Origin of the sequence: Bradyrhizobium sp. R2.2-H (assembly GCF_004346455.1) — a bacterium.
GTDB classification, from domain to species: domain Bacteria; phylum Pseudomonadota; class Alphaproteobacteria; order Rhizobiales; family Xanthobacteraceae; genus Bradyrhizobium; species Bradyrhizobium diversitatis.
This window is the reverse complement of record NZ_SMBR01000004.1, coordinates 627,750-648,266: the sequence shown is the minus strand read 5'-3', so window position 1 is coordinate 648,266 and position 20,517 is coordinate 627,750. Positions and strand designations below refer to the sequence as shown.

At 62.6% G+C, this 20,517-nt stretch carries 23 protein-coding genes and 1 other annotated feature; of the genes, 7 read left to right on the top strand and 16 right to left on the bottom strand.

Features of this window, described 5'->3' with window-relative positions:
- Window positions 1–344 precede the first annotated feature (344 nt).
- Window positions 345–400, bottom strand: a sequence feature (sul1 is cis-regulatory element that is thought to sense ions involved in sulfur or methionine metabolism; They are found in Alphaproteobacteria).
- 719 nt (window positions 401–1,119) lie between these two features.
- From EDE08_RS39395 to EDE08_RS38860, 8 genes are all read right to left on the bottom strand, one after another.
- Window positions 1,120–1,254, bottom strand: a complete 135-nt coding sequence (locus tag EDE08_RS39395) for a hypothetical protein (protein WP_283810549.1) — start codon at window positions 1,252–1,254, stop codon at window positions 1,120–1,122.
- A 638-nt stretch (window positions 1,255–1,892) separates the two neighbouring features.
- On the bottom strand, window positions 1,893–2,159 hold the full coding sequence (locus EDE08_RS14060; protein ID WP_131868914.1) for a hypothetical protein: 267 nt from the start codon (window positions 2,157–2,159) through the stop codon (window positions 1,893–1,895).
- A gap of 109 nt (window positions 2,160–2,268) precedes the next feature.
- Entirely contained in the window at window positions 2,269–2,448 is a 180-nt protein-coding gene (locus EDE08_RS14055; RefSeq protein WP_131868915.1) for a hypothetical protein, read from the bottom strand.
- 275 nt (window positions 2,449–2,723) lie between these two features.
- Entirely contained in the window at window positions 2,724–2,882 is a 159-nt protein-coding gene (locus EDE08_RS38440) for a hypothetical protein (protein WP_165935912.1), read from the bottom strand.
- Window positions 2,879–3,118, bottom strand: a complete 240-nt coding sequence (locus EDE08_RS14050) for a hypothetical protein (RefSeq protein ID WP_131868916.1) — start codon at window positions 3,116–3,118, stop codon at window positions 2,879–2,881. Before EDE08_RS14050 ends, EDE08_RS38440 begins: the two co-directional genes overlap by 4 nt.
- A 10-nt stretch (window positions 3,119–3,128) precedes the next feature.
- Window positions 3,129–3,299: a hypothetical protein gene (locus EDE08_RS38435; RefSeq protein WP_165935911.1), complete on the bottom strand. Its 171-nt coding sequence runs from the start codon at window positions 3,297–3,299 to the stop codon at window positions 3,129–3,131.
- 241 nt (window positions 3,300–3,540) lie between these two features.
- Window positions 3,541–4,251, bottom strand: a complete 711-nt coding sequence (locus tag EDE08_RS38865; RefSeq protein ID WP_207912988.1) for an IS630 family transposase — start codon at window positions 4,249–4,251, stop codon at window positions 3,541–3,543.
- Window positions 4,206–4,685 (bottom strand): helix-turn-helix domain-containing protein, encoded by a 480-nt coding sequence (locus tag EDE08_RS38860; RefSeq protein WP_207912986.1) that lies wholly within the window; start codon window positions 4,683–4,685, stop codon window positions 4,206–4,208. Before EDE08_RS38860 ends, EDE08_RS38865 begins: the two co-directional genes overlap by 46 nt.
- A gap of 316 nt (window positions 4,686–5,001) precedes the next feature.
- On the opposite strand from EDE08_RS38860, the gene EDE08_RS14040 reads away from it, so the two are divergent.
- Window positions 5,002–6,915: a sensor domain-containing diguanylate cyclase gene (locus tag EDE08_RS14040; protein ID WP_131868917.1), complete on the top strand. Its 1,914-nt coding sequence runs from the start codon at window positions 5,002–5,004 to the stop codon at window positions 6,913–6,915.
- A 468-nt stretch (window positions 6,916–7,383) separates the two neighbouring features.
- On the opposite strand, the gene EDE08_RS14035 is transcribed toward EDE08_RS14040, so the two are convergent.
- Window positions 7,384–7,620 carry a hypothetical protein gene (locus EDE08_RS14035; protein WP_131868918.1) on the bottom strand — a complete coding sequence of 79 codons (237 nt, stop codon included), beginning with the start codon at window positions 7,618–7,620 and terminating at the stop codon, window positions 7,384–7,386.
- Between the two features lie 553 nt (window positions 7,621–8,173).
- Here EDE08_RS14035 and EDE08_RS14025 point away from each other — a divergent pair.
- Entirely contained in the window at window positions 8,174–8,875 is a 702-nt protein-coding gene (locus tag EDE08_RS14025; RefSeq protein WP_131868920.1) for a recombinase family protein, read from the top strand.
- 263 nt (window positions 8,876–9,138) lie between these two features.
- Here EDE08_RS14025 and EDE08_RS14020 read toward each other — a convergent pair.
- Both EDE08_RS14020 and EDE08_RS39080 read right to left on the bottom strand, forming a co-directional pair.
- A protein-coding gene (locus tag EDE08_RS14020) for an IS630 family transposase (protein ID WP_131868921.1) occupies window positions 9,139–10,087 on the bottom strand; the annotation gives its coding sequence in 2 pieces (ribosomal slippage) (window positions 9,139–9,750 and window positions 9,752–10,087; 948 coding nt in all).
- A 73-nt stretch (window positions 10,088–10,160) separates the two neighbouring features.
- Complete coding sequence (locus tag EDE08_RS39080) at window positions 10,161–10,961, bottom strand: hypothetical protein (RefSeq protein ID WP_245524786.1); 801 nt, start codon at window positions 10,959–10,961, stop codon at window positions 10,161–10,163.
- Here EDE08_RS39080 and EDE08_RS14015 point away from each other — a divergent pair.
- Window positions 10,938–11,483, top strand: coding sequence for a TOBE domain-containing protein (locus EDE08_RS14015; protein WP_245524785.1), 546 nt, complete (start codon window positions 10,938–10,940; stop codon window positions 11,481–11,483). The genes EDE08_RS39080 and EDE08_RS14015 overlap by 24 nt on opposite strands.
- A gap of 36 nt (window positions 11,484–11,519) precedes the next feature.
- Here the strand turns inward: EDE08_RS14015 and EDE08_RS14010 are convergent, their stop codons facing one another.
- Genes EDE08_RS14010 through EDE08_RS13990 form a run of 5 tightly spaced genes read right to left on the bottom strand, consistent with a single transcriptional unit; the run spans window position 11,520 to window position 16,960 of the window.
- Entirely contained in the window at window positions 11,520–12,374 is an 855-nt protein-coding gene (locus EDE08_RS14010) for an HpcH/HpaI aldolase/citrate lyase family protein (protein ID WP_131868922.1), read from the bottom strand.
- Window positions 12,374–12,832, bottom strand: coding sequence for a MaoC family dehydratase (locus tag EDE08_RS14005; RefSeq protein ID WP_131868923.1), 459 nt, complete (start codon window positions 12,830–12,832; stop codon window positions 12,374–12,376). Before EDE08_RS14005 ends, EDE08_RS14010 begins: the two co-directional genes overlap by 1 nt.
- Window positions 12,832–14,862, bottom strand: coding sequence for an ATP-binding protein (locus EDE08_RS14000; protein WP_207912984.1), 2,031 nt, complete (start codon window positions 14,860–14,862; stop codon window positions 12,832–12,834). The genes EDE08_RS14005 and EDE08_RS14000 overlap by 1 nt, the downstream gene beginning before the upstream one ends.
- 10 nt (window positions 14,863–14,872) lie before the next feature.
- Entirely contained in the window at window positions 14,873–16,474 is a 1,602-nt protein-coding gene (locus EDE08_RS13995) for a carboxyl transferase domain-containing protein (RefSeq protein ID WP_131868925.1), read from the bottom strand.
- Window positions 16,475–16,507: 33 nt separating this feature from the next.
- Window positions 16,508–16,960 carry a MaoC family dehydratase gene (locus EDE08_RS13990; protein WP_165935910.1) on the bottom strand — a complete coding sequence of 151 codons (453 nt, stop codon included), beginning with the start codon at window positions 16,958–16,960 and terminating at the stop codon, window positions 16,508–16,510.
- Window positions 16,961–17,123: 163 nt separating this feature from the next.
- On the opposite strand from EDE08_RS13990, the gene EDE08_RS13985 reads away from it, so the two are divergent.
- From EDE08_RS13985 to EDE08_RS13970, 4 genes are all read left to right on the top strand, one after another.
- Window positions 17,124–17,822, top strand: coding sequence for a TetR/AcrR family transcriptional regulator (locus EDE08_RS13985; protein WP_207912982.1), 699 nt, complete (start codon window positions 17,124–17,126; stop codon window positions 17,820–17,822).
- An 80-nt stretch (window positions 17,823–17,902) separates the two neighbouring features.
- Entirely contained in the window at window positions 17,903–18,775 is an 873-nt protein-coding gene (locus EDE08_RS13980; protein WP_131868927.1) for a branched-chain amino acid ABC transporter permease, read from the top strand.
- Entirely contained in the window at window positions 18,772–19,737 is a 966-nt protein-coding gene (locus EDE08_RS13975; protein ID WP_131868928.1) for a branched-chain amino acid ABC transporter permease, read from the top strand. Before EDE08_RS13980 ends, EDE08_RS13975 begins: the two co-directional genes overlap by 4 nt.
- 1 nt (window position 19,738) lies before the next feature.
- A complete protein-coding gene (locus tag EDE08_RS13970; protein WP_131868929.1) occupies window positions 19,739–20,503 on the top strand; it encodes an ABC transporter ATP-binding protein in 765 nt (254 codons plus the stop codon).
- Window positions 20,504–20,517 lie beyond the last annotated feature (14 nt).

The following is a 20,517-nucleotide window of genomic DNA, read 5'->3' as shown; positions in this document are numbered from 1 at the left end:
ACCGCAAAGCCGCCCGCCCGCTACGGCGCTATTTGGGGGCGCGCGTCCGGGCGGCTTTGCTCTACCGAGCTACACCACTCCCGGGGACACGACCCATTCCTCCGGTCAGGGCGAGACGCGATCTTCCAAGCTACGGAAGATCGAACTTGATGATCGACAAACCATCCGGTGAACGGATTGTTGCGTCTCAGAGCTGTCACTCGGCCACTTGTCGTTGATTTCACCATCGTAATTTTGGACGCAGAATCCTCATCGAAGCTGCCTTCGAACAGTTCGATTCGCGAATGTACGGGAGGAGGAGTCTCACGGTTGCCCGGGGCAGAGACGACGTGCCGGGGCTTTGACGTTATCTGGCGGATGGGCGGCCAGAAGAGCCACCTGGTCTTTCACCAGGTCCATGTGATGAAGCCATCGTTGCAACTAGGCAGCAGCAGTTCTTGAGACTCGTCAAGTCATACAGTGGCATTCGGTCGCAGCTGGAAATGTATGCAGCTCGAGCGATCGTCAATTGTCCTGCGAGGGCGCGCGAGCAAGGCCGCGAGATCGGAGCCTCGATCAGGTCGTCGCGTATAGGCGGGACATCGACGTGCCAACGAGGGGCATTGCCGTCTAGTCCGAACAATCACGTAAGTTTGGGCGGCCGAAGCCCGGGCGAGGTGACCCAGTCGCTCAAATGGGCACCTGTCTCGGCCAAGCGCGCTCTCCTAAGTAGCTTCTCGCGCTCGGCGCCGGCCGGGAGATTCGCGGCTTGTTCTTTGAGTTTAGCCGCTTGATCGGCCAGTCTCTCCTCGAGAGGGCGAACTTGCTTTATCCTACGGCGCTCAGCCATGGGACACCTCCTGACACCGTTCGTTTAGTCTGTAAGCTGCCAATGACCGGTCCAGTTCCTGGTCGGAAAAAATTCGCGCGACAATCAGCCGGGTGCTGGCCGAAATAGGCCACTCGGGATTTCAAAGTAGGCCAGTCACTTAAACATCGCCGCGCCGCCCAGGTGGCCAATGTCGTCTGACACTACAAGACCACCCAGCCAGCCCGTTTTGAATCTGGTATCGGTGCTGCATCGGCCCGATGCGAGCGGCGTATTGGGTAACTGCAAAGAGGCCGCCAACTGAGGTGGCCTCAATTCATCTTGCGGCGAAATTTCCGTTGCAGCTCGCGCTGTTCCTCGATGTCCTCTTGGATCATCTTCCGCAAATCGTCCTCCCGCTTATTGTCGGGCGGCGGGGGCCCCCGAGGTGGTTCTTTGTCAGCCATGGCCGCATCGTAAAACACTGGGCGGCGGCCACCAACCGAGGCGGCCTTAATCATCCCAAACAATCTCGCCGCACGTGCATCCATATATGCAGACGTATCGATCTTTCCGGGGCTCAAATAGCCTGTGAAGTAAGCGAACAACCCCGCCGCAGCGCTGGCATGATGGCGCGGTCGTCCTCTCATTGCGCTCGTCGAGTTCCATTTGAAGCTCCCGTGACAGGCGGGAGCGCGGTCGCGTCTCTCAGTCAACCGGCGCCTTGGAATCGTGGCCGGTGATGGCAGCTAACGTATCACGGCCAAACAGGGTCCTAAATCAAAATAGGCCACTGTCATTTTTCAAACTAGGTCACCGCGCTCGGAAACAGGCCAGCGCCATCAGCCGTGCCCATGCGGGCGGACCGAAGTCCGGCCGGACGTCGGCACCGCGCCGGCCACATCTGCTGCGGGATGATTGAGGGCGGGGTCAGACGCGCTACTCCATTGACCAGTCTCAACATGGGTGGTGTGGGGATCGATGGCGATCGGGGCCGAAGGAGACGGCCCCGGCTTGGGAGGCGATAGGGGTAGGCCGGGGCCGCTCCGCCGGCTCGGCGGCGGGCCGGCGAATGGCCAATCACCCAGCGGTTCCGCGGTTCCTATCAGTGGCTGAGCAGGTCGTTGCCGGGCTGCAGCAACCGCACCAAGGTGCCGCTTTCGTGCAGCTCGAGCCAACCCTTCTCGACGGCGTAACGCAGACCGGCAATGAACTCGGTACCGCGGCCCTTTAGCGTGAACAGGAAGGGCGCGTTGATCTTCTCGATGTGGATGTGACCGTCCTGGACCGGCTCGATGCCGGCGGCGAGCTTGACGAGCTGCCGCGCAGCGGCTTCCGGGTCGGCGTAGGGACGGGGCTCGGCGTGCTTCATGCGCCGATTCCCCGATGAGCGGTGATGACGTGATCGGCCATGCTGCCGCACGTGATCTCGGTGCCGCAGAAGCAGCTCGAACGGCCGGTCCGGGCCTGCTCGGCAGCTGTCAGTGCTCGGCGCACATGCGGTTTTTCCATGCGGTCCAGTCGCGTCGCCGGCGCCAGGCCTCGAGATGATCCTCGGTCACGGTCGGCTCTACCCGCTTCCATTGCGCCTCGAACGCACGCCTTGCCTCCTCGAAGCTCGGGGCCGAGCCGCCGTAGCCGCCGGGGGGACCCGACGTCATGCCAGGAAAGAAGGCCGAGCGACCAGCCCCATTGGTCGCCGTGGTTTGGCACGCCGGCGAGCATGCGGATGCTGCCGACGTGGACGTCGCCGAAGTAGATATGCCAGCCTTCGTGGTGGGGGTCGTTGTTGGGTCGGCGGGTGAGAGTGGGCGAGGACATGTCGTGCTTATCGCACGTGAACGCAGCGAGAACAAATGAGTGCGGGTTGGCAAAGGAACCGCCAGACCCTGGTAACCGGTCGGGCCCCGGTCGGCTCCGTCAAGGATAGCTTGTCCTATCGCGGGCCGTTGAGCGAGATCAAGGCGGCGAGGCCGATGCCCTCGTCATCAATCGTCACCGTGCGAGCATCGTGCAAATCGAAATAGAAGGCGGAAAGCTTCGCCAAAGTTCCAGCCAGCTGGCTGCTCTGAGCGCCGCTCGTCAGCCCCGTCAAGGAAGGGAGTCCAGTCTTGGTGATTGGCTCGCTTGCTCCGTCAGATGTTGAGGCCAGTCGATAGGCGTGCAGAACAAGCCTCTGCGCTCAATTTCTGAAAATAGCTTCTCCGCACGACGCTTCGCGGGTAGCCCTACGAACCGGGTGCCAGCCCAGGCATCAGCCTGAACTTCCTGCCGGAGAAACTCGTACATGCGAAGGAAAAAATAGTCGGACAGACCATCGTATTCGCTCATGGTCACTCTGCTAACCAAAAATCCAACCGAAGAAGAAGTGAAGGGGCAGCCACGCGATCCACCCAATGAACGCAAACCAGATCGCCGTGAGCAGAACAGCGGCGGTACCAAAACCGGCAGGGAAGGCTAAGTCGGACAGCCCACCCTCTGACGGGCTTCGGTCGGCGGGTTCATCAGACATACAAAAGACCTCCTGATCGCAGGAGATAGCGAGCCGGTGCAGCGTAGCCAAACTGTCGCTTGAATTAACCTGACCGGTCAACCTTAATCGTCCAGCCCTTGGCGGCGGCAAGATCCCGGCGCAGGCAGGATGACTCGGAGCGGAAGGTTCGATGTCCAGTCGGCAGCGGACTCGGTGTTATGGCAAGACGCAGCTAGGGCCGACAGCGGACTAGGTCAGCGTTTTCTTGGTTTGAATCATATCAGGCGGCCTCGGCGAGTTTGTAGGACCAGGTATGGACGACGGGACGGCGATTGACGTCGTCGATTCCGGCCATGATGCGCTCTTTGAGTTCGTGCTTTGAGGCCACGCGGATGTGACGCAGGACGGAGCGGGCGAACTTGGAGAAGAAGCCCTCGACGAGGTTGAGCCAGGAGCCGTGCTTGGGCGTGAAGGTAAACTGGAAGCGGCCTGCCGGTCGCGTGTCGAGCCAGGTTCTGGTTTCTCTCGAGATGTGTGCGGAATGATTCTCGAGGATCAACTTGATCGCCGTGCCGGCCGGATAGGCGGCATCGAGAAGCTTGAGGAATTCGACGAACTCTCGGCTGCGGTGGCGATCTTTAACGAGCGCATGGACCTTCCCGGTGAGCAGGTCAATCCCCGCCAACAGGCTGAGCGTGCCGTGACGTTTGTACTCATGATCGCGCGCAAAGGTCGCATGCACGCCCGGCACTGGCGGCAGATCCGGCGCTGTCGTCGCGATGGCCTGGATCCCAGGCTTCTCGTCGTAGGAGACGATCGTCACCGGCTTTGCCCGCCGCTTACCCTTGGCAGAGGCTTTCTTCAGGACTTGGACTTCACGATAGACGCACAGGACCTCCGCCATCTTCTGTTCGAACTCGGCGTCGCGCTTTTCAAGATAGTACCTCACCTTGTGCGGCCTGATTTCCTCTTGGCCGAGGATCTTGCACACCGTTCCCTGGACCAAGTTAGCCAAACACCCATGCCTGCCGCCGGCCCCTGTTCGCGCGCATGGCGCGCCAAGAGCCGTGTCGTCCACAACTCATGCGGATAGCCATGGTCTTTGGCCTTGTCGCACGCCAGAGATACCAGCCACGCCTTGGCCTCCGGCGTGATCACCGGCTCCTTGCCCGGTCGCGGGCGCTCGTCGAGCGCCACCAATGCACCCTCAGCCACCGCTCGCTCGACGCAGCGCTGAACCGTTTGATGATGGGCGCCAAGTCTTTGCCCCACCGCAAAGAACGACGGATTCTCGCGGTAGGCAAGCAGCATCGCGGCCCGCGACACCCGGCGCGCCGGCTCGGTCCTCGACCGCGAAAGTGCCGTCAACGTTTCAATCTCCTCATCGGTCATCGCCAACTCGACCGCTTGCCGCCATCCCGCCATGATGAAACTCCTCGTTCAGTCAATCGCAAACGAGGAATCCGCAAACAAACGTCCCGTTCCATCACTGCCAAGTTCACGGAATCGCTCGTCTAGTGTAAATCGCTGCCTCAGGTGCCGGACAGCGGAAAGGACACTCACCACCGACAGCGAGGGAGGCCGCCTCCGTCTGAGTCCTAGTTAATGGACGATCACCGTAAGCGATAAGATTCTCGGCACCACGACGAAACAATGATTACCGAACACCGCATCCTGTCGTGAGTGCAACCCGCCATTAAGAACCGAGTGGGACTCTGCGCCAGAAAGGAGCTGTTGCCCAATGCCAAGCAGCCGCCGCGAGGTCGAGAAGGCCCGTTTCCCGTTTTGGGCGGCGGCTTTCGTGGCGCTGGCTTGCGTCGCCATTCTGGCGCTGAGCGGATGGCGCGAGTGGGAATCCCGTCAGGTCGAGCTGCGCAACGCGGAAGTCGACATGGCCAATCTTGCCCGGTCGCTGACGCAGCATGCCGATGACACGTTCGAGCTCGCGGATACCATTCTTGCCGGAATGGTTGACCGGATGGAGGTCGGCGGAACCAGCCCGGCCGCGGTCGCGAAGATCCAGAGTTTCCTGCAAGCCCGCAAGTACAACAGGCAGCGCATCCGCGGCATCTTCGTCTACGATGAGACCGGGCGCTGGCTTGCCACGACCGAAGATATCGACTTCGCCAGTCTCAACAACAGCGACCGCGACTACTTCCAGCGCCATCGCGCCTCAGCGGATCGAGGGACGTTGATCGGTCGGCCGGTGAAGAGCCGGTCCGGCAGACAGTGGATCGTCACCGCCTCCCGCCGCTTCAATCATCCAGACGGCAGCTTCGCCGGAGTCGTGCTGACGAGTGTCGATGTCGCCTTCTTCACCCAGTTCTACCGGCACTTCGACATCGGCCCGAACGGCGCAGTCTCGCTGCTGAACGCCGACGGCACCATGCTAGCCAGAAGCCGCGACGAAGAGGGCGCCTATGTCGGGCGCGATATGTCGGACTCGCCGCTGTTCCGGACCATGGGGCAGCGTCCGGGCGCCGGAGCCTACTATTTCAAATCGCCGCTGGACGGGCAGCGGCGACTGAGCTTCTACCAGAAAAGCGACCGCTATCCGCTGGTCGTGCTGGCGACGAAGGCGCAAGGCGATGTCCTCGCCCCTTGGCGTCGGCAGGCCGTCACGCGCTTCGGCATCGTCGCCGGCCTGACGCTGTCCATAGCGCTCATCGGTTTCTCCCTGGTACGCTATCTCGCGAAGGGACAGCGCATGGCCGCGGCCCTCGTCGCCAAGGAGGGCGATTTCCGGCTGATCGCAGAACAGTGCAGCGACGTCGTGATGCGGATCGGCCTGGACGAGCGGATCCTCTACGCCTCTCCGTCTTGCGCCCGCATCCTCGGCTGGGATCCGGCTAGGCTAATCGGGACCTCCGCTGTCGCGGGCGTCAATCCAGAGGATCGGCCCCGCGTCGAGCAGGTCGTCGCGGCACTGAAGGCCGGAGAGGCTGAAGAGGCACGCATCATCTATCGGCTGCAACACCGCGAAAAAAAGGAACTGTGGGTCGAGACGGCGCTGCGGGTCACCCGGTCGTCTGAAACGCATGAGATCGATGGCGTGGTCGCGATCTCGCGCGATATGACCGAGCAGAAGGACCTGCAGGACAAGCTCGCCGCGCTCGCCACGTCCGACGGCCTGACCGGACTCGGCAACCGCCGCCATTTCGACGACCGCCTCGCCGAGGAATGGGCGCGCGCCAAGCGCGACGGCACCCCCCTCTCGTTGCTGCTGGTGGACGTCGATCACTTCAAGAAGTTCAACGATCAGTACGGCCATCAGGCCGGCGACGCCTGCCTGCGCGCGTTGGCGAGGATCCTCTCCGCGCAGATTCGCCGGCCGGCCGACCTCGCCGCGCGCTACGGCGGCGAGGAGTTCGCCCTGCTTTTGCCGAATACGGACGCGAAGGGCTGCGAGCTCGTAGGCGAGAACGTGCGCGGGGCGCTGCGCGACCTCAGCATGCTGCATGCGCTGAACCTGCCGTCCAAGATCGTAACGGTGAGTCTTGGCGGCGCTACAAACCTTCCTTCCCACGGCGCGACAGAATACGGTTCACTGGTGGCGGCCGCGGATCGCGCACTTTACGCGGCCAAGGACAGCGGGCGAGACCGTCTCGTCATGTCGGGACAGGTGGTCGCCTGGCCCGGTGCAAAAAGCGCCTGAAGCCGTGAACCTAGGGCTGCCGCTGACCGGGCCGTGTTTCCGTTATCGGCTGTCGTAGCAATTCTTGCGAGCGCACAATCTGCTCGCGCCCTGGACACTCCCCATTGCAGCCGGGACTGCGCTCGGTCTCTTAGCCACCGACGCCTGCGGGCAAAGCCTTGGCTGGTGCTGGTGGGTAAATTACCACAGATCGGTTTCGTGACTCGCCAGAGCGAACCAGGAAGGACCGCATCAGGCCGTCCTGGGCGGGACTAAGCTAGATTTCGATAATCCGCGGCCAAGATCTTCGGCTTGTTGGCGCGTATTATGCTTAGCTGCTGGTGCCGTGCCGATCGTGCGGAACGTCGCGGCACCGGCCGCGGGAGCGCTCTTATGGGAGCCTCCTGCGGCCGTATCGGGACTTCGTCCCGCATTCTTCGAGACCCACTCAGGGCGGCGAATAACGGAGCGCGAGCGGCGCTGGTCTACTTAGGCCTTATCCAGCCTATGCACATCACCCGGCTCGAGGTTCAGCTCTTCGAACATTTTCTGCTGCTTAGAGGTCAATGCGACGTCTAGGACCTCCACGGTCCAGCCTTGGGGCACCGCGGCGAGGACCAGTGTCAGCGCCTGGCTCGGCTTAGCCACAGCGATCCAAATCTGCGTTTCATTGTTCTCACTCGTCGCCTCAACAACCGTGAAGGACTTGCCAAACGACTCGCCCATGGCGCCAATCCTGTCGGCGATTGCTGAGAGCCGAAACTGCGGTCTCAATCTGGCGGCTTTAGGCCGGGCGAGCGAAGCCACGCGCTCATGTGGGCGCCGGTTTCACACTGGCGGGCTTGTCGCAACAGATGTTCCCGCTCGATACCGGGAGCGGCGTCTTTGGCCGCTTCGCGCAAACGTTTGGCCTCCTCGGCCAACCGATCTTCCAGGTCTTGTGCTTGTTTGAAGCGGCGCCTTAGCGATCCCATGCTGCGGGTTCCAATCGTGAGGTGCCCCTACCCAGAACAAAGATTAAAAGCGAGAAGGTCTTTGGAAGGTTCCAAATGTCGCTATTTGCTGTGCTGGGGCAGCGCGGCAGCAGAGCACGATCTGATCGTTCTACAGGACTACGGGCTCGTGGACTGGACCGCTGCACGGACCCAAGCGGCGGACCTGCATGCGACCGACTTCATCGTCTAGCTACACAGGCCATCCAGGGGGTGAATCCAGGAGACTGCTTGAGGCATAAAGGTTGGCGCCAGCCATGGAGAGATGTACAACCGGGACTAAGTCCATGGCTAGCAATGATAAACGGCAGCGAAAGGCAGCAATCGGTTACACGAGGACCAGCTCGGCTACCAACGTTGGCGAGGACAAGGACAGCCTCGTTCGCCAACGCAAGGCGATCCAGGCCTACGCCAATCGCTACGGTTACCGCATCGTTGCTTGGCACGATGATCCGGCTGTAGCGGGCGCCGACCCGATCGACACGCGGCCCGGCTTCGCAACGGCACTGGAGCAGATCGCCGGCAACGGCGTCCGTACAATCATCGTCGAGACTGCCAACCGCTTCGCCCGCGACCTGATCGTCCAAGAAAGCGGCTTCCAGCGTCTACAAGCCGACGGCATCACCTTGATCGCGGCCGACAAGCCAGACTCATTTGTCGACGACACCCCCACCGCCGTCCTGGTTCGGCAGATCCTCGGCGCCGTTGCCCAGTTCGATAAAGCTATGACGGTGGCCAAGCTGCGGGGCGCACGAGAGCGCAAGCGTCGGACAGGCGTCAGGGTCGAAGGCCGCCGCAGCCTTGCTGAAAGCCATCCAGAAGCCCGTGCAATGGCTCTCCGACTGCGGGAACAACATCCCCGCATGTCTCTGCGGGACGTCAGTGCTGAGCTCGCAGCGAATGGGATTGTCACCCTGCCCGGGAAGGGCAAGAAGCGTCCCGGCGGTCGCCCATACAGCGCGTCGGCAATCGCCTCCATGATCCGCTGATCTGCAGGAGATCCTGTGCTAACCAGCCGGCAATAATGGGCTCACGTGGTTTGCACGATCGATGAACGTGCCCTGCAAGATCATCGCGACCTCGCCATTCGATCAAGACGCTGAGGACCTAACGTAGCGGGCCGCTGCCGGGCGGCAAGTGCCACGTTAAGAGGCTAAAAAAGCGGCTTCTGCGGAATCACCAAATCCTGCTGCCTATATTCAAACATCTTCGGCTCCTGGATAGCTGTTCGCCGCGCTACAGCTAGAGCGTTTCACTTTTTGATGGAAGCGTATCCAGCATTAACGAAGTAGTTGCTGCATTCGCCGGGCAGAACGTTTCTGACGAGGTGGCCGATGTAGTCGCAGGCCTCGTCGATCGAGCGCTTCTGTGCGATGCGCATCCAGTGCTTGATCTTGGCGAAGACTTGCTCGATCGGGTTGAGGTCAGGTGAGTACGGCGGCAGGTACCATAGCCTTGCGCCGGCTTTCCGGATCATCTGCCGGACGGTCGGCGACTTGTGGCTTCCAAGATTGTCCATGACGACGATGTCGCCCGGTTTGAGCACTTTGACGAGTTGCTGTTCGACGTAGGCGCGGAAGCTTTCGCCGTTGATCGGTCCGTCGAACACGCAAGGCGCGGTGAGCTGGTCGGAGCGTAGGGCACCGAGGAAGGTCAGGGTTCGCCAGTGACCGTGCGGTGCAAAGCCGCGCAACCGCTCGCCCTTGGATCCCCAGCCGCGCAGCGGGGCCATGCTGGTTTTGATCCAGGTCTCGTCAATGAACACCAGGCGGGTTGGATCGAGGCGATCCTGCAAGTTGCGCCAGCGTTGCCGCCGCCGCGCGACGTCGGCGCGGCCCTGCTCAAGGGCGAACAGTGTTTTTTTTGAAGCTGAGACCTTCGCGTCGCAGGAAGGTCCACACCGCCTGGTGCGAGACTTTCACGCCTCGCGCGGCAAGTTCGTCCTTCAGCCCGTGCAACGTGAGATGTGGCGTCTGCCTGATCCGCTCCACGATGAACGATCGATGCGGCTCCAGAACCGGCTTGCGGTGACCACCCACCTTACCCGGCGCCACCGAACCCGTCGCGCGATAGCGCTGCCGCCACTTCACGACCGACGACACTGCAACATCGAACCGGGCTGCCACAGCATGGCAACTCTCGCCCGATTCCACCGCCTTCACGGCTCGTTCCCGAAGATCATTCGAAAGAGGTCGGACCATCCGATGCTGGCCTCCGATCCAGCCAGCATCTTGAATCACAAACCGCCGCCCGACGGAATCCCTCCCGATTCAATTAATCGATGAACCGCTCTAGACCTTCGATCGGGAGACATCCGACCTCGGATAGTCGCCAAACGGCGGCGATGAACGAAGACCCAGACGTAATGAAGTCGTCAAAAAGAAGGACTGGCCTATCAGGTTTCTGTATCACTTGGAGATTATCAAATCGACGCTCAGGAGAGCGGAAACCCCCTTGCTTGTGAATGGCGCCCGCCGCGGTCTTCCAGCGTAACGCGTCCAGGGCGACCAGCTTGCCCCCCGATGCCGCCGCGATTGCCTGTGCGTACAGCAGCGTCCTGTAGTTCGCCGGTTCACCAACAACGCCGGCGCTATTTGGAATGGGGACAATTGCAGTGGACTGGTTCGGCGAACTGAAGGACCGACCCAAGGCGGACCACAGATGGTCTAAAAACTCCTGCCGATTTCGTTCCTCCAATCGGAAGTTGATGCCGGCAACGCCAACTTCGGCGTAGCCCTTAATCGGCTCTCCTTTCAGACATTTGACAACTTTGTTGGTGTCCCAGTCTTCCTGACGAGGTTTGATTCCGTTCCAATCAGTCAGGTAGTAACAAAGGCGGTGGCGCGGACCCTGCGCTTGGTCGAGATGGAGAGATTCGCGGATCGCCCGGCACCGGCCCTGTCCGGAGGTCAACAGTAGCGCGTCGCCATCGCGCGGGCGCTCGTGTTCGAGCCGAAAGTGCTTCTGCTCGACGAGCCGCTGAGCAACCTCGATGCAAAGCTCCGGCTGCAGATGGGCGACGAGTTTCGCGCTATCCAGAAACGGCTCGGCATGACGACGTTGTATGTCACGCATGATCAATCCGAAGCGATGGCGCTGTCGGATCGGGTGGTCGTGATGGACCGCGGTCGCATCCAGCAGATCGGAGCACCGGAGGAAATCTATCGATTTCCAGCCAGCCGTACCGTGGCTGCGTTCTTCGGCACGCCAAATCTGCTCGACGCTGAAGTCAAGGCATGCACAAGGATCGATGGCCGCCGCGTAAGGCTGGATGTTGTGGGGCAGGGCTGGGGTGGTCGCTGTGAGGCCGCGCACGAGGCGCGTCCCGGGCAAGCAGTCACCGTCATGGTGCGGCCGGAAGATGCCCGGATCGCGTCCGCCGGCTCCGATGCCGGTGATCAGGAATTACGCTGGTCTGGGAGGATCGCCCATTCGACGTTCCGTGGAGCGACTCGATCGATCGTGGTGCAGACTGATAATGGTCAACTCAATGTCGATATGTCCGCTTTCGATGCCCATGCGATCGGGGACAATGTGAATGTGGTCGTGTCACAACGCGCGGCCTGGGCCGTCCCGCGAGGAGATGTTACGGCTTGAAAGGCGGGTGCCCTCGCAAGAGCCGCCCGACAGGCGTCATTCCGCCCTGGAGGCCGCAAGAATAAGGCGGGCCTGCTTCAGATGGGGGGCATCTAGCATAACGCCGTCGAGCTGCACTGCGCCCTTCCCGCCGCTTTCGAATGCAGCGATGACGCGTCCAGCCCAGCGGCGCTCCTCGTCCGTCGGCGCGAAACAGCGGTTGATGATTTCGACTTGAGATGGGTGAATCGCGGCCTTGCCTGAAAAGCCGTCGCGGCGGGCCGCATCGGCCTCGCGGATCAGGCCATCGCCATCGCGAAAGTCGGTGAAGACCGCGTCGATCGGCGCCACGCCTGCGGCCCGCGCCGCCAGCAGGCAGAGGTTCCGCGCCATCAGAAACGGCGCCGTATAGCGGCTTTGATCGTCGCGATTGGCGGTTGCGCCGATCGCTGCCGACAGATCCTCGCCGCCCCACATCAACCCGGCGAGCCGCGGATGCCGCCAGGATTTCGCCGCGAGCGACAGCGTGGAGGACGGAGTTTCGGTGCAGACCACGATGATCCCGGTCGCGCCCTTGTTGGCCCGGGGCTCGTGACGATCGACAAGCTCGCTCAGCCTGATGACATCTTCCGGTCCCGACGATTTGGGCAACACGAGACCGTCCGGCGCCGCGGGGAGGATCGCTTCCACATCCTCCCGGCACCAGGCGGTGTCGAGCGAATTGACGCGCACGAAGCGCCGTGGACCGGTGCTTGCGCCGGCGAGCGTTTCGACAACGAGCCTGCGCGCCTCCGGCTTGGCGTCGGGATGAACGGCGTCCTCGAGGTCGAGGATGATGACGTCGGCGCGGCTTGCCGTCACCTTGGCAATCATCTTCGCTGAATTGCCAGGAACGAACAGCAACGAGCGCATCAGGCCGCCTTCGGCCGCCTGCGCATCAGCGCCGCGCGCTCGCAGGTCGCCACGACATCGCCGTTCTGGTTCGTCATCTCGTGGTAGAAGTTCACGATGCCTTCGTTGGGGCGCGACTTGCTTTCACGTTTTGAGCGGACGATGGTTCGCACCTTCACCGAGTCGCCCTGGAATAGCGGTTTCGGAAAGCGCACGTCGGTCATGCCGAGATTGGCCAGCGTCGTATTGAGAGTGGTGTCGTTGACGGTCATGCCGATCAGAAGGCCAAGCGTGAACAGGCTGTTCACCAGCGGCTTGCCCCACTCCGATTTCGCCGCGTAATGCGCATCGATGTGCAGCGGCTGCACGTTCATGGTGAGCAGCGAGAACCAGACATTGTCGGTCTCGGTGATGGTGCGCGACCATTCATGGTTGAACACCATTCCGTCGGTGAATTCCTCAAACCACAAACCCGCCATCAGGTCTTCTCCTCGGTTTCGTTCGGCGTTATTTCAATCAGGACGGCGCCCGCCGGGACGGTATCCCCCACGCTGCAGCGTATCTGGTCGATGCGGCCGGCGACCTGGGCTCGCAGCGTGTGGATCAGCTTCATCGCTTCCATCTGCATGACCGGCGCTCCGCGCTCTACGGTATCGCCAAGCGCCACATGGAGTTGCGAGACGACGCCGTGCAGCGGTGCCTCGATCGCGTTGCCGGACTTCTCCAGGCTCCCGTGCTCGCGCGGCATCTCGATCCGCAGTCGGATGGTCGCCGATAGCGACAGCCCTTCGCGGGCGATGCTGACGACGTTGCCTTCGCGCAGGGCGATGAAGGGGCGGCCTGAGGGGGAGGCGAGCTTGATCTCACCGCCCTCGATGAAAGGCCTGCCGAGGTCGAACGACACGCCATCGAACTCGACGGCGATGCCATCGCGGTTGACCAGGACCTCGGCGTCGGCTTGGCCGTATTCATCGGCGAGATGAAGCGATGCTTTCGCCGGTCGGACGGCCGCCGTGACACGGATGGCGCTGCGGCGCTGCCAGGGGTTGACCCAGTGCGCAGCCGGCTCCGCACCATCCAGCTCCGCCCATACCACGCAGGCTGCCGCGCGCAGGCTGCGCAATTCGTCCACATTTGGCCGCCAACCGTCCGGAAAGGCGGTCTCGATGAAGCGCGTGGTGGCGTGGCCTTCGGCAAACAACGGCTGCCGTACGGCGTCCCGCAGGAAGGGTTGGATCGTAGGAACGCCCAGCAGCGTCAGTTCCGAAAGCCCTGTGCCGAGGCGTGTCAGAGCGGCCGCGCGATCGGGTCCCTGCGCGATCAGCTTGGCAAGCATCGAGTCGTAATAGAGGCTGACGTGCGAGCCGGTCTCGACCCCGCTGTCGAAGCGCAGGCCGTGCGGCGCGTTCACGGTCAACAATCTGCCCGTTGCGGACTGGAAGCCGAGGTCGGCGCGCTCGGCGGTGATACGCGCCTCGATCGCGTGGCCACGGGCGCGGATCTTGTCCTGCGTGAGCGGAAGTCTCTCTCCTGCCGCAGCGAGCAGTTGCCATTCGACCAGATCGATGCCGGTGACGAGCTCGGTGACGGGATGCTCGACCTGCAGGCGAGTGTTCATCTCGAGGAAATACGGCTCTTCGCTGTCCCGGTCCATGATGAACTCGACGGTTCCGGCGGAGTCGTAACCGATCGTGCGGCCAAGCTTGAGCGCGGCATCGAACAGCTTTGCGCGCACGCTGTCAGGCAGATTGGGAGCGGGGGCCTCTTCGAGGACCTTCTGGTTGTTGCGCTGCACCGAGCAGTCGCGTTCGAGCAGATGGACGAGGTTGCCCGTGCGATCGCCGGCAAGCTGCACCTCGAGATGGCGCGGGTTCATGATGAATTTCTCGAGCAGGATTGAGCCGTCGCCGAAAGCGGCTTCGGCTTCGGCCCTGGCCGCGGCAAGTGCGGTAGCGAAGTCCGCTGCGTCGTCGACGCGGCGCATGCCGCGCCCGCCACCACCTGCGGAGGCCTTGATAAGCACGGGAAAGCCGATCCTGCTGGCCTCTCTTGCCAGCGTGGCTTCGCTCTGATCGTCGCCGTGATAGCCGGGCACTGTTGGCACGCCGGCGGCAGCAGCGATCCTCTTGGACTCGATCTTCGATCCCATTTGCTCGACCGCCCTTGCCGACGGGCCGACGAAGATCAGCCCGGCCGCTTCGCAGCGCTTCACGAAGGTCGCGTTTTCCGACAGGAAGCCGTAACCGGGATGGATCGCATCGGCGCCGGCCTGCCTCGCGGCCGAGAGGATCGCATCGATGTCGAGATAGCTGGCGCGCGCCGGTGGCGGACCGATCCGGATGGCCTCATCGGCGGCCTTGACATGCGGCGCTTGCGCGTCGGCATCCGAAAAGACGGCGATGGTGCGGATGCTGAGGCGTGCGCAGGTCCGCATGACGCGAAGCGCGATCTCGCCGCGATTGGCAATCAGGACCGAACCGATGGGGCGGGGGCTCAAGAGCAGCGACACGGGCAACATCCTACATTCGATAGACCGGCCGCGTGCCGGTGACGGGCGGCTCCATCGCGCCGATCGCAAGACAGAGCCCGAGCACGTCGCGGGTATCGGAAGGGTCGATCAGGCCGTCGTCCCAAAGCCGCGCCGTGCAGTAATAGGGATCGGACTGCTCGTCGAACATCTGGCGCAATTGCTGCTCGTGGGCGGCGAGGTCGGCTTCGGTTGCGGGATTGCGCGAGATGCTGGATCGACGCAGGTCCATCAGCACCGAGCTGCCGACGTCTGGGCTCATGGTGCCGAGGCGGGCGTTCGGCCACATGAACATGAAGCGCGGCCGGAAGCCGCGGCCGCTCATGCCGTAATTGCCCGCGCCATAGGAACCACCGGTCACGACGGTGTAGCGCGGCACGCGCGCGTTGGAGACGGCATAGACGAGCTTCGCCGAATTCTTCGCAATTCCGGTCCGTTCCGCCTCCGATCCGACCATGAAGCCGGTGATGTTCTGCAGGAACAGGATCGGAACGTTGCGCTGGTCGCACAGCTCAATGAAGTGTGCGCCCTTGAGCGAGGAGTCCGAGAACAGGACGCCGTTGTTGGCGATGATTCCGATCGGAAGTCCGTGGATGTGGGCGAAGCCGCAGATCAGCGTCGCACCATAGAGCGGCTTGAATTCGTGGAATTCGCTGCCGTCCACCATGCGCGCGATGATCTCGCGCTGGTCGAACGGCACCTTGAGATCGGCGCCGACAATCCCGGGGATCTCCGAGGCATCGAACAGGGGAGGGCGCATCGGGCGGATATCGCCATGAAATTTCTGCACGCGGTTCAAGGCGCCGACGATATCGCGCGTCTTGGCGATCGCTTCCATTTCGTCACGCGCGAAATGATCGGAGACCCCGGAAACCGTGCTGTGCATCTCCGCGCCACCCAGCGTATCGCGATCGACGATCTCGCGGATCGCGGCTTTCACGATCTGCGGGCCGCCGAGATGGACGCTGCTGTTGCCGGCGGTCATCACGACCTCGTCGGCCAACGCTGGAATATAGGCGCCTCCGGCGGTGCATTCGCCGAACACGGTGGCGATCTGGGGAAGGCCGGCCGCGGACATCCGGCATTGCCGGTAGAATGCACCGCCGAAATGATCCTGGTCCGGAAATACCTCGTCGCCCTGCTGCAGATTGGCGCCACCGCAATCGACGAGATAGACAACTGGCAGCTTGTTTTCGAAGGCGATGTCCTGCGCACGCACGTGCTTGCGGATGGTCTCCTTGAAGAACGACCCGCCCTTGGTGGTAGCATCGTTGGCGATGATCATGCAGATCACGCCGCGGATGGTGCCGATGCCGGTGACGAGGCCCGCGGCAGGCACCGCGTTGTCATAAAGCCCCCATGCGGCGAGCGGCGACAGTTCCATGAATGGGCTGAACGGATCGACCAGGAGATCGATCCGCTCACGCACCGGAATCTTGCCGCGGTCGCGGTGGCGTTGAACCATGCGGTCGCCGCCGCCTGCGAGCGACCAGGCCTGTCGCGCGCGCAGGGTCTTCAGCAGTCCGTCATAGACGCCTGCGTTGGCCTGGAAGGTCGGAGATCGCGGATCGATCGCGCTGTTGAGCGTTGCCATTTGGATGTCGTCGAAGTCTCTTCTCGATTGAGTTCAGGTGCTGCCGTCGGGGCGACGCTGCATCAGCAGCACGATCGATCCGGTCTGCACGATCTCGTCGCGCTGGTTCAAAACCTCGAAGCCGAGCTTGAGAACGCCGCGTCCGGCCACCTTGCTGGGCCGGGCTTCGAGCGGGGTGACATTGGCGCTGATGGTGTCGCCGAGCTTGACCGGTGCTTGAAACTCCCACGACACGCCCAGCAGGCCCATAGCGGTGCCGTCGATCCAGTTCATCTGCGACATCATGCCGATCGCGCTCGAGAGCACCAGCGGCCCGTGCGCGACACGGCTGCCGAAGATGCTCCTCCTGGAGAATTCCTCGTCGACGTGCAGCGGGTTGTGGTCGCCGACCAGCCCGGCGAATAGCGAGACGTCGCCTTCGTTTACCGTCCGGCCACGCGTTCTGCGCGTACGATTGAGTTCGAATTCTTCCAGGTAGAGACCCAACGTAATTCCCCTTATTCGGCTGCCACTTACTGCCTAACTAACCGGACGGTTAGCAAACCGACTTGTCAGACGGTAGACTAGCGGGTAGCTTGGTGGCCGGCAAGATGGGGAGGTCGATTTGTTTCCGACCAGGGAAGACGTGCACGGGATCAAGCGCCTCGAGGTGCTGCGCGAGGCCGCGGCGTCGTTCAATTTCAAGGGCTATCACGCGACGTCGATGAACGAGATCGCGGCGAGCCTCGGCGTCACGAAGGCCGCGCTCTATCATTACTTCCCGAACAAGAACAGTTTGCTGGCCGCGTGTTTCGACCATGCCATGGACGCGGCGTTCGCGAGCATGGAGCGCGCGCGCAAAGAGGGGCGCAACGGCCGAGAGCGGCTGGTTCTGACGATGTCCTACTACGTCGCGCAGCTGATCAATGAGCTGAATTGCTGCGTCGTGCTGATGGAAGACAAGGCTCTGGAGCCGGAAGATCAGGCCAAGCTCGTGCGGCAGCGCGACCGCTTCGAGCGGGCCCTGCGCAGCTTCATTCGCGAGGGGATCGATGACGGGAGCGTCGTGCCGTGCGATCCCAAGCTCGCGGTCTTCGTCATTCTGGGCGCCATGAATTGGGTGCCGAAATGGTTCAAGCCGAACGGCGCCTGGAAGCCCGATCAGCTCAACGCGGCCCTCGCCCAGATGTTCGAGAGGTTGGTTTCGTCATCGCCGGTGGCCGCCATGGCAAGTGACGTGGGTGAGCTTCCGTCGAGTGCGGGGCCGCCGTTGAGCCTGAGCTCGCTCGGCTTGCGTGGGCACGGCGCGCGCGTAACGAAAATTGCAAAAAAGACTGACAAGAAAGTCAAAGTGGGAGGAAGACGATGAGGACGGGAGAGATGCGAAGACCGGGGGCTCCAAAAAATCTTTCTTCATCGCTTTGACGGCGTGAGGGAGCAGATTTTGTCATGATCGCCAATCTCATCGTTGGAGGTCTAGCGGCCGGCTGCCTCTATGCAATGGTCGGCATCGCGATCGTCGTCGTGCTCAACATCACCGACATCGCCAACTTCGCTCAGGGCGAGATGGCGATGGTGACCACGTTCTTCGCCTACTGGCTGCTCGACAGCGTCGGCCTCACCTGGTGGCAAGCGGTGCCGGTCGCGATCCTGTTCGGTATGGTGCAGGGCATCGTCATCCAGCAGGTCGTGATCCGGCCCCTGATCGGCAGTCCGGTGCTGTCGGCGATCATCGCGACGCTCGGGCTCAATATCGTGCTCAACAGCGTCGCCGGACTGATCTGGGGGCATCAGACCTATACGTTCCCGTCGCCTTTCGCATTCTCTGCCCCCCTCATGATCGGAAGTGTGCCGGTCCCTGTCGCCAGCGTCGTCAGCATCTTGGCCGGCCTGGCGATTGTCGTGGCGATGACTTGGTTTCTCCGCTTCACCTGGATCGGTCTCGGCTTGCGCGCGGCGAGCCAGAACCCGACGGTCGCGCGCATGATGGGCGTGTCGATCTCGCGCACATCGGCAATCGCATGGGGCCTTGGCGGGTTAATCGGCGGCATAGCCGGAATCCTGGTCGCGCCCTCGCTGTTCCTCGACACCAATCTGATGGGGGCACTTCTCATCAAGGCCTTCGCCGGCGGGGTGCTCGGCGGTCTGCACAGCCTGATCGGCGTCTTCCTCGGCTGCCTCGCGCTCGGGATCGCGGAGAACCTGGTGGGTGCCTATGTCTCGCCGGCTTTCGGGGAGGCCATCACCTTCATCATCATCATCGCCGTGCTGATCGTGCGGCCCGAGGGTGTCTTCGGCCGCGTCAAGGTGCGTAAAGTATGAGCGCCGCGACCGACATGGAGCGCACGCAGCGCCAGGCCACGTCAGTTGGCGCGGGAGCGTTGCTCGGCCTTTGTCTTGCCGCAGCCTGCGTCGCCCCGTTCGTGCTGAATGGCTACGGGCTCTATGTGCTGACATTGACCGGCGTGTTCGCGCTGGTTGCGCTCGGGCTCAATCTGCTCACCGGTTATGCCGGCCAGATCAGCCTGTGCCATGCTGCCTTCTTCGCCGTCGGTGCCTACGCCACCGCGATCCTGACGCAAAGCGTGGGTGTTCCCTATCTGCTGTCGCTTCTCGTGGCGGCTTTGTTCACAGCATGCGTGGGCGCCGTCGTCGCGGTGCCGGCGATGCGACTCAAGAGCCTCTATCTCGCCATTGCGACGCTTGGTTTCGGCGTGGTGCTGCAGAAGATCATCTTTGAGTGGCGCGGCCTCACTAACGGCGGCGGCGGTCTCGCGCTCAGTCCGCCAGTGATCGCCGGGTACGAGCTGCGCGCGATGGGTCTGTATTACCTGACGTTGGCGGTCGTGACGCTTGGTATTTGGGGCGCATGGAATGTCAGCCGCGGCCGTACCGGACGCGCGCTCCTGATCATCAAGGAAAGCGAGATTGCGGCCGGCGCACTCGGCATTCCCGCTGCGCGCTACAAGGTGATCGCCTTTGCCATCAGCGCATTCTATGCGGCGGTTGCCGGTGGGCTGTTCGCCTATCTGGTCCGATACATCCACCCCGAGAGTTTCAGCGTCGGTCTCTCCATCGCCTTCCTCAGCATGGTCGTAATCGGCGGGCTCGGCACCATCGGCGGGTCGATCGTCGGCGCGGCTTTCTACGTCATCGTTCCCGAACTGTTGCGCGGCATCAAGGACGCGCCGGGCCTGGTGTTTGGCCTGCTGCTCGTCGTCGTCATGGTGCTGATGCCGCAGGGCCTCTGGGGGTTGGTGCGACGTCTTGGGCGGAGCAGCTGAGATGGCACGCCTTTCGATCGAAGATGTCTCGGTTGATTTCGGTGGCATCCACGCGCTACGCGACGTCACCTTTGAGCTGGAATCGGGCTCAATCGTCGGCCTAATCGGGCCGAACGGCGCCGGCAAAAGCACGCTCCTGAATTGCGTTTCCGGGATCACACGGCCGAGCCGGGGCCGGGTGCGGCTCGATGAAAAGGTACTCTCGGAATTGCCGTCGGCCAGCGTCGCCGGCTGCGGCATCGGCCGCGTGTTCCAGCATCCGGAGCTGGTCGCCGATCTCTCGGTGCAGGAAAATCTGCTGATCGCCTGCCACCGTTCGCTCGGCTATGGCCTCGTCAGCGAGCTTCTGAAGCTGCCAAACATGTGGAAGGCCGAGCGCGACGCGGCGCGGCGAGTCGAGGAGGTGCTTGGTCGCCTCGGACTGTCCGATAGCGCAGAGCTCACGATCCGCAATCTGCCCTACGGTCACCGCAAGCTGGTCGATCTCGGCCGCGCGCTGTTGATGGATATCCGGTTCCTGTTGCTGGATGAGCCGATCGCCGGCCTGAACGACGCCGAGGTCGCCAAGCTCCGCGATCTTCTGCTCCGCCTGCGGGAGGAACTCGGTCTCGGTATTCTCGTCGTCGAGCACAACATGCCTTTCGTCTCGCGTCTTTGCGACCGTCTTATCGTGCTCGATTTGGGCCGGCTGATAGCCAACGGCGCGCCGGCCGATGTGCTCAGCGCCCCCAAGGTGATGGCCTCCTATCTCGGCGAGGACGCCTGATGCTAGAAATTACC

What these genes read in the sequence shown, in the direction of transcription:
- EDE08_RS14025 (WP_131868920.1), top strand. Translation starts at nt 8,174, where the DNA reads ATGGCTAGCAATGATAAACGGCAGCGAAAGGCAGCAATCGGTTACACG.
- EDE08_RS14040 (WP_131868917.1), top strand. Translation starts at nt 5,002, where the DNA reads ATGCCAAGCAGCCGCCGCGAGGTCGAGAAGGCCCGTTTCCCGTTTTGG.
- EDE08_RS39080 (WP_245524786.1), bottom strand. Translation starts at nt 10,961, where the DNA reads ATGCGTGACATACAACGTCGTCATGCCGAGCCGTTTCTGGATAGCGCG.
- EDE08_RS14050 (WP_131868916.1), bottom strand. Translation starts at nt 3,118, where the DNA reads ATGAGCGAATACGATGGTCTGTCCGACTATTTTTTCCTTCGCATGTAC.
- EDE08_RS14055 (WP_131868915.1), bottom strand. Translation starts at nt 2,448, where the DNA reads ATGACGTCGGGTCCCCCCGGCGGCTACGGCGGCTCGGCCCCGAGCTTC.
- EDE08_RS14035 (WP_131868918.1), bottom strand. Translation starts at nt 7,620, where the DNA reads ATGGGCGAGTCGTTTGGCAAGTCCTTCACGGTTGTTGAGGCGACGAGT.
- EDE08_RS38860 (WP_207912986.1), bottom strand. Translation starts at nt 4,685, where the DNA reads ATGGCGGGATGGCGGCAAGCGGTCGAGTTGGCGATGACCGATGAGGAG.
- EDE08_RS13980 (WP_131868927.1), top strand. Translation starts at nt 17,903, where the DNA reads ATGATCGCCAATCTCATCGTTGGAGGTCTAGCGGCCGGCTGCCTCTAT.
- EDE08_RS14060 (WP_131868914.1), bottom strand. Translation starts at nt 2,159, where the DNA reads ATGAAGCACGCCGAGCCCCGTCCCTACGCCGACCCGGAAGCCGCTGCG.
- EDE08_RS38435 (WP_165935911.1), bottom strand. Translation starts at nt 3,299, where the DNA reads ATGTCTGATGAACCCGCCGACCGAAGCCCGTCAGAGGGTGGGCTGTCC.
- EDE08_RS14010 (WP_131868922.1), bottom strand. Translation starts at nt 12,374, where the DNA reads ATGCGCTCGTTGCTGTTCGTTCCTGGCAATTCAGCGAAGATGATTGCC.
- EDE08_RS13975 (WP_131868928.1), top strand. Translation starts at nt 18,772, where the DNA reads ATGAGCGCCGCGACCGACATGGAGCGCACGCAGCGCCAGGCCACGTCA.
- EDE08_RS14015 (WP_245524785.1), top strand. Translation starts at nt 10,938, where the DNA reads ATGACGACGTTGTATGTCACGCATGATCAATCCGAAGCGATGGCGCTG.
- EDE08_RS13995 (WP_131868925.1), bottom strand. Translation starts at nt 16,474, where the DNA reads ATGGCAACGCTCAACAGCGCGATCGATCCGCGATCTCCGACCTTCCAG.
- EDE08_RS14005 (WP_131868923.1), bottom strand. Translation starts at nt 12,832, where the DNA reads ATGGCGGGTTTGTGGTTTGAGGAATTCACCGACGGAATGGTGTTCAAC.
- EDE08_RS13970 (WP_131868929.1), top strand. Translation starts at nt 19,739, where the DNA reads ATGGCACGCCTTTCGATCGAAGATGTCTCGGTTGATTTCGGTGGCATC.
- EDE08_RS39395 (WP_283810549.1), bottom strand. Translation starts at nt 1,254, where the DNA reads ATGGCTGACAAAGAACCACCTCGGGGGCCCCCGCCGCCCGACAATAAG.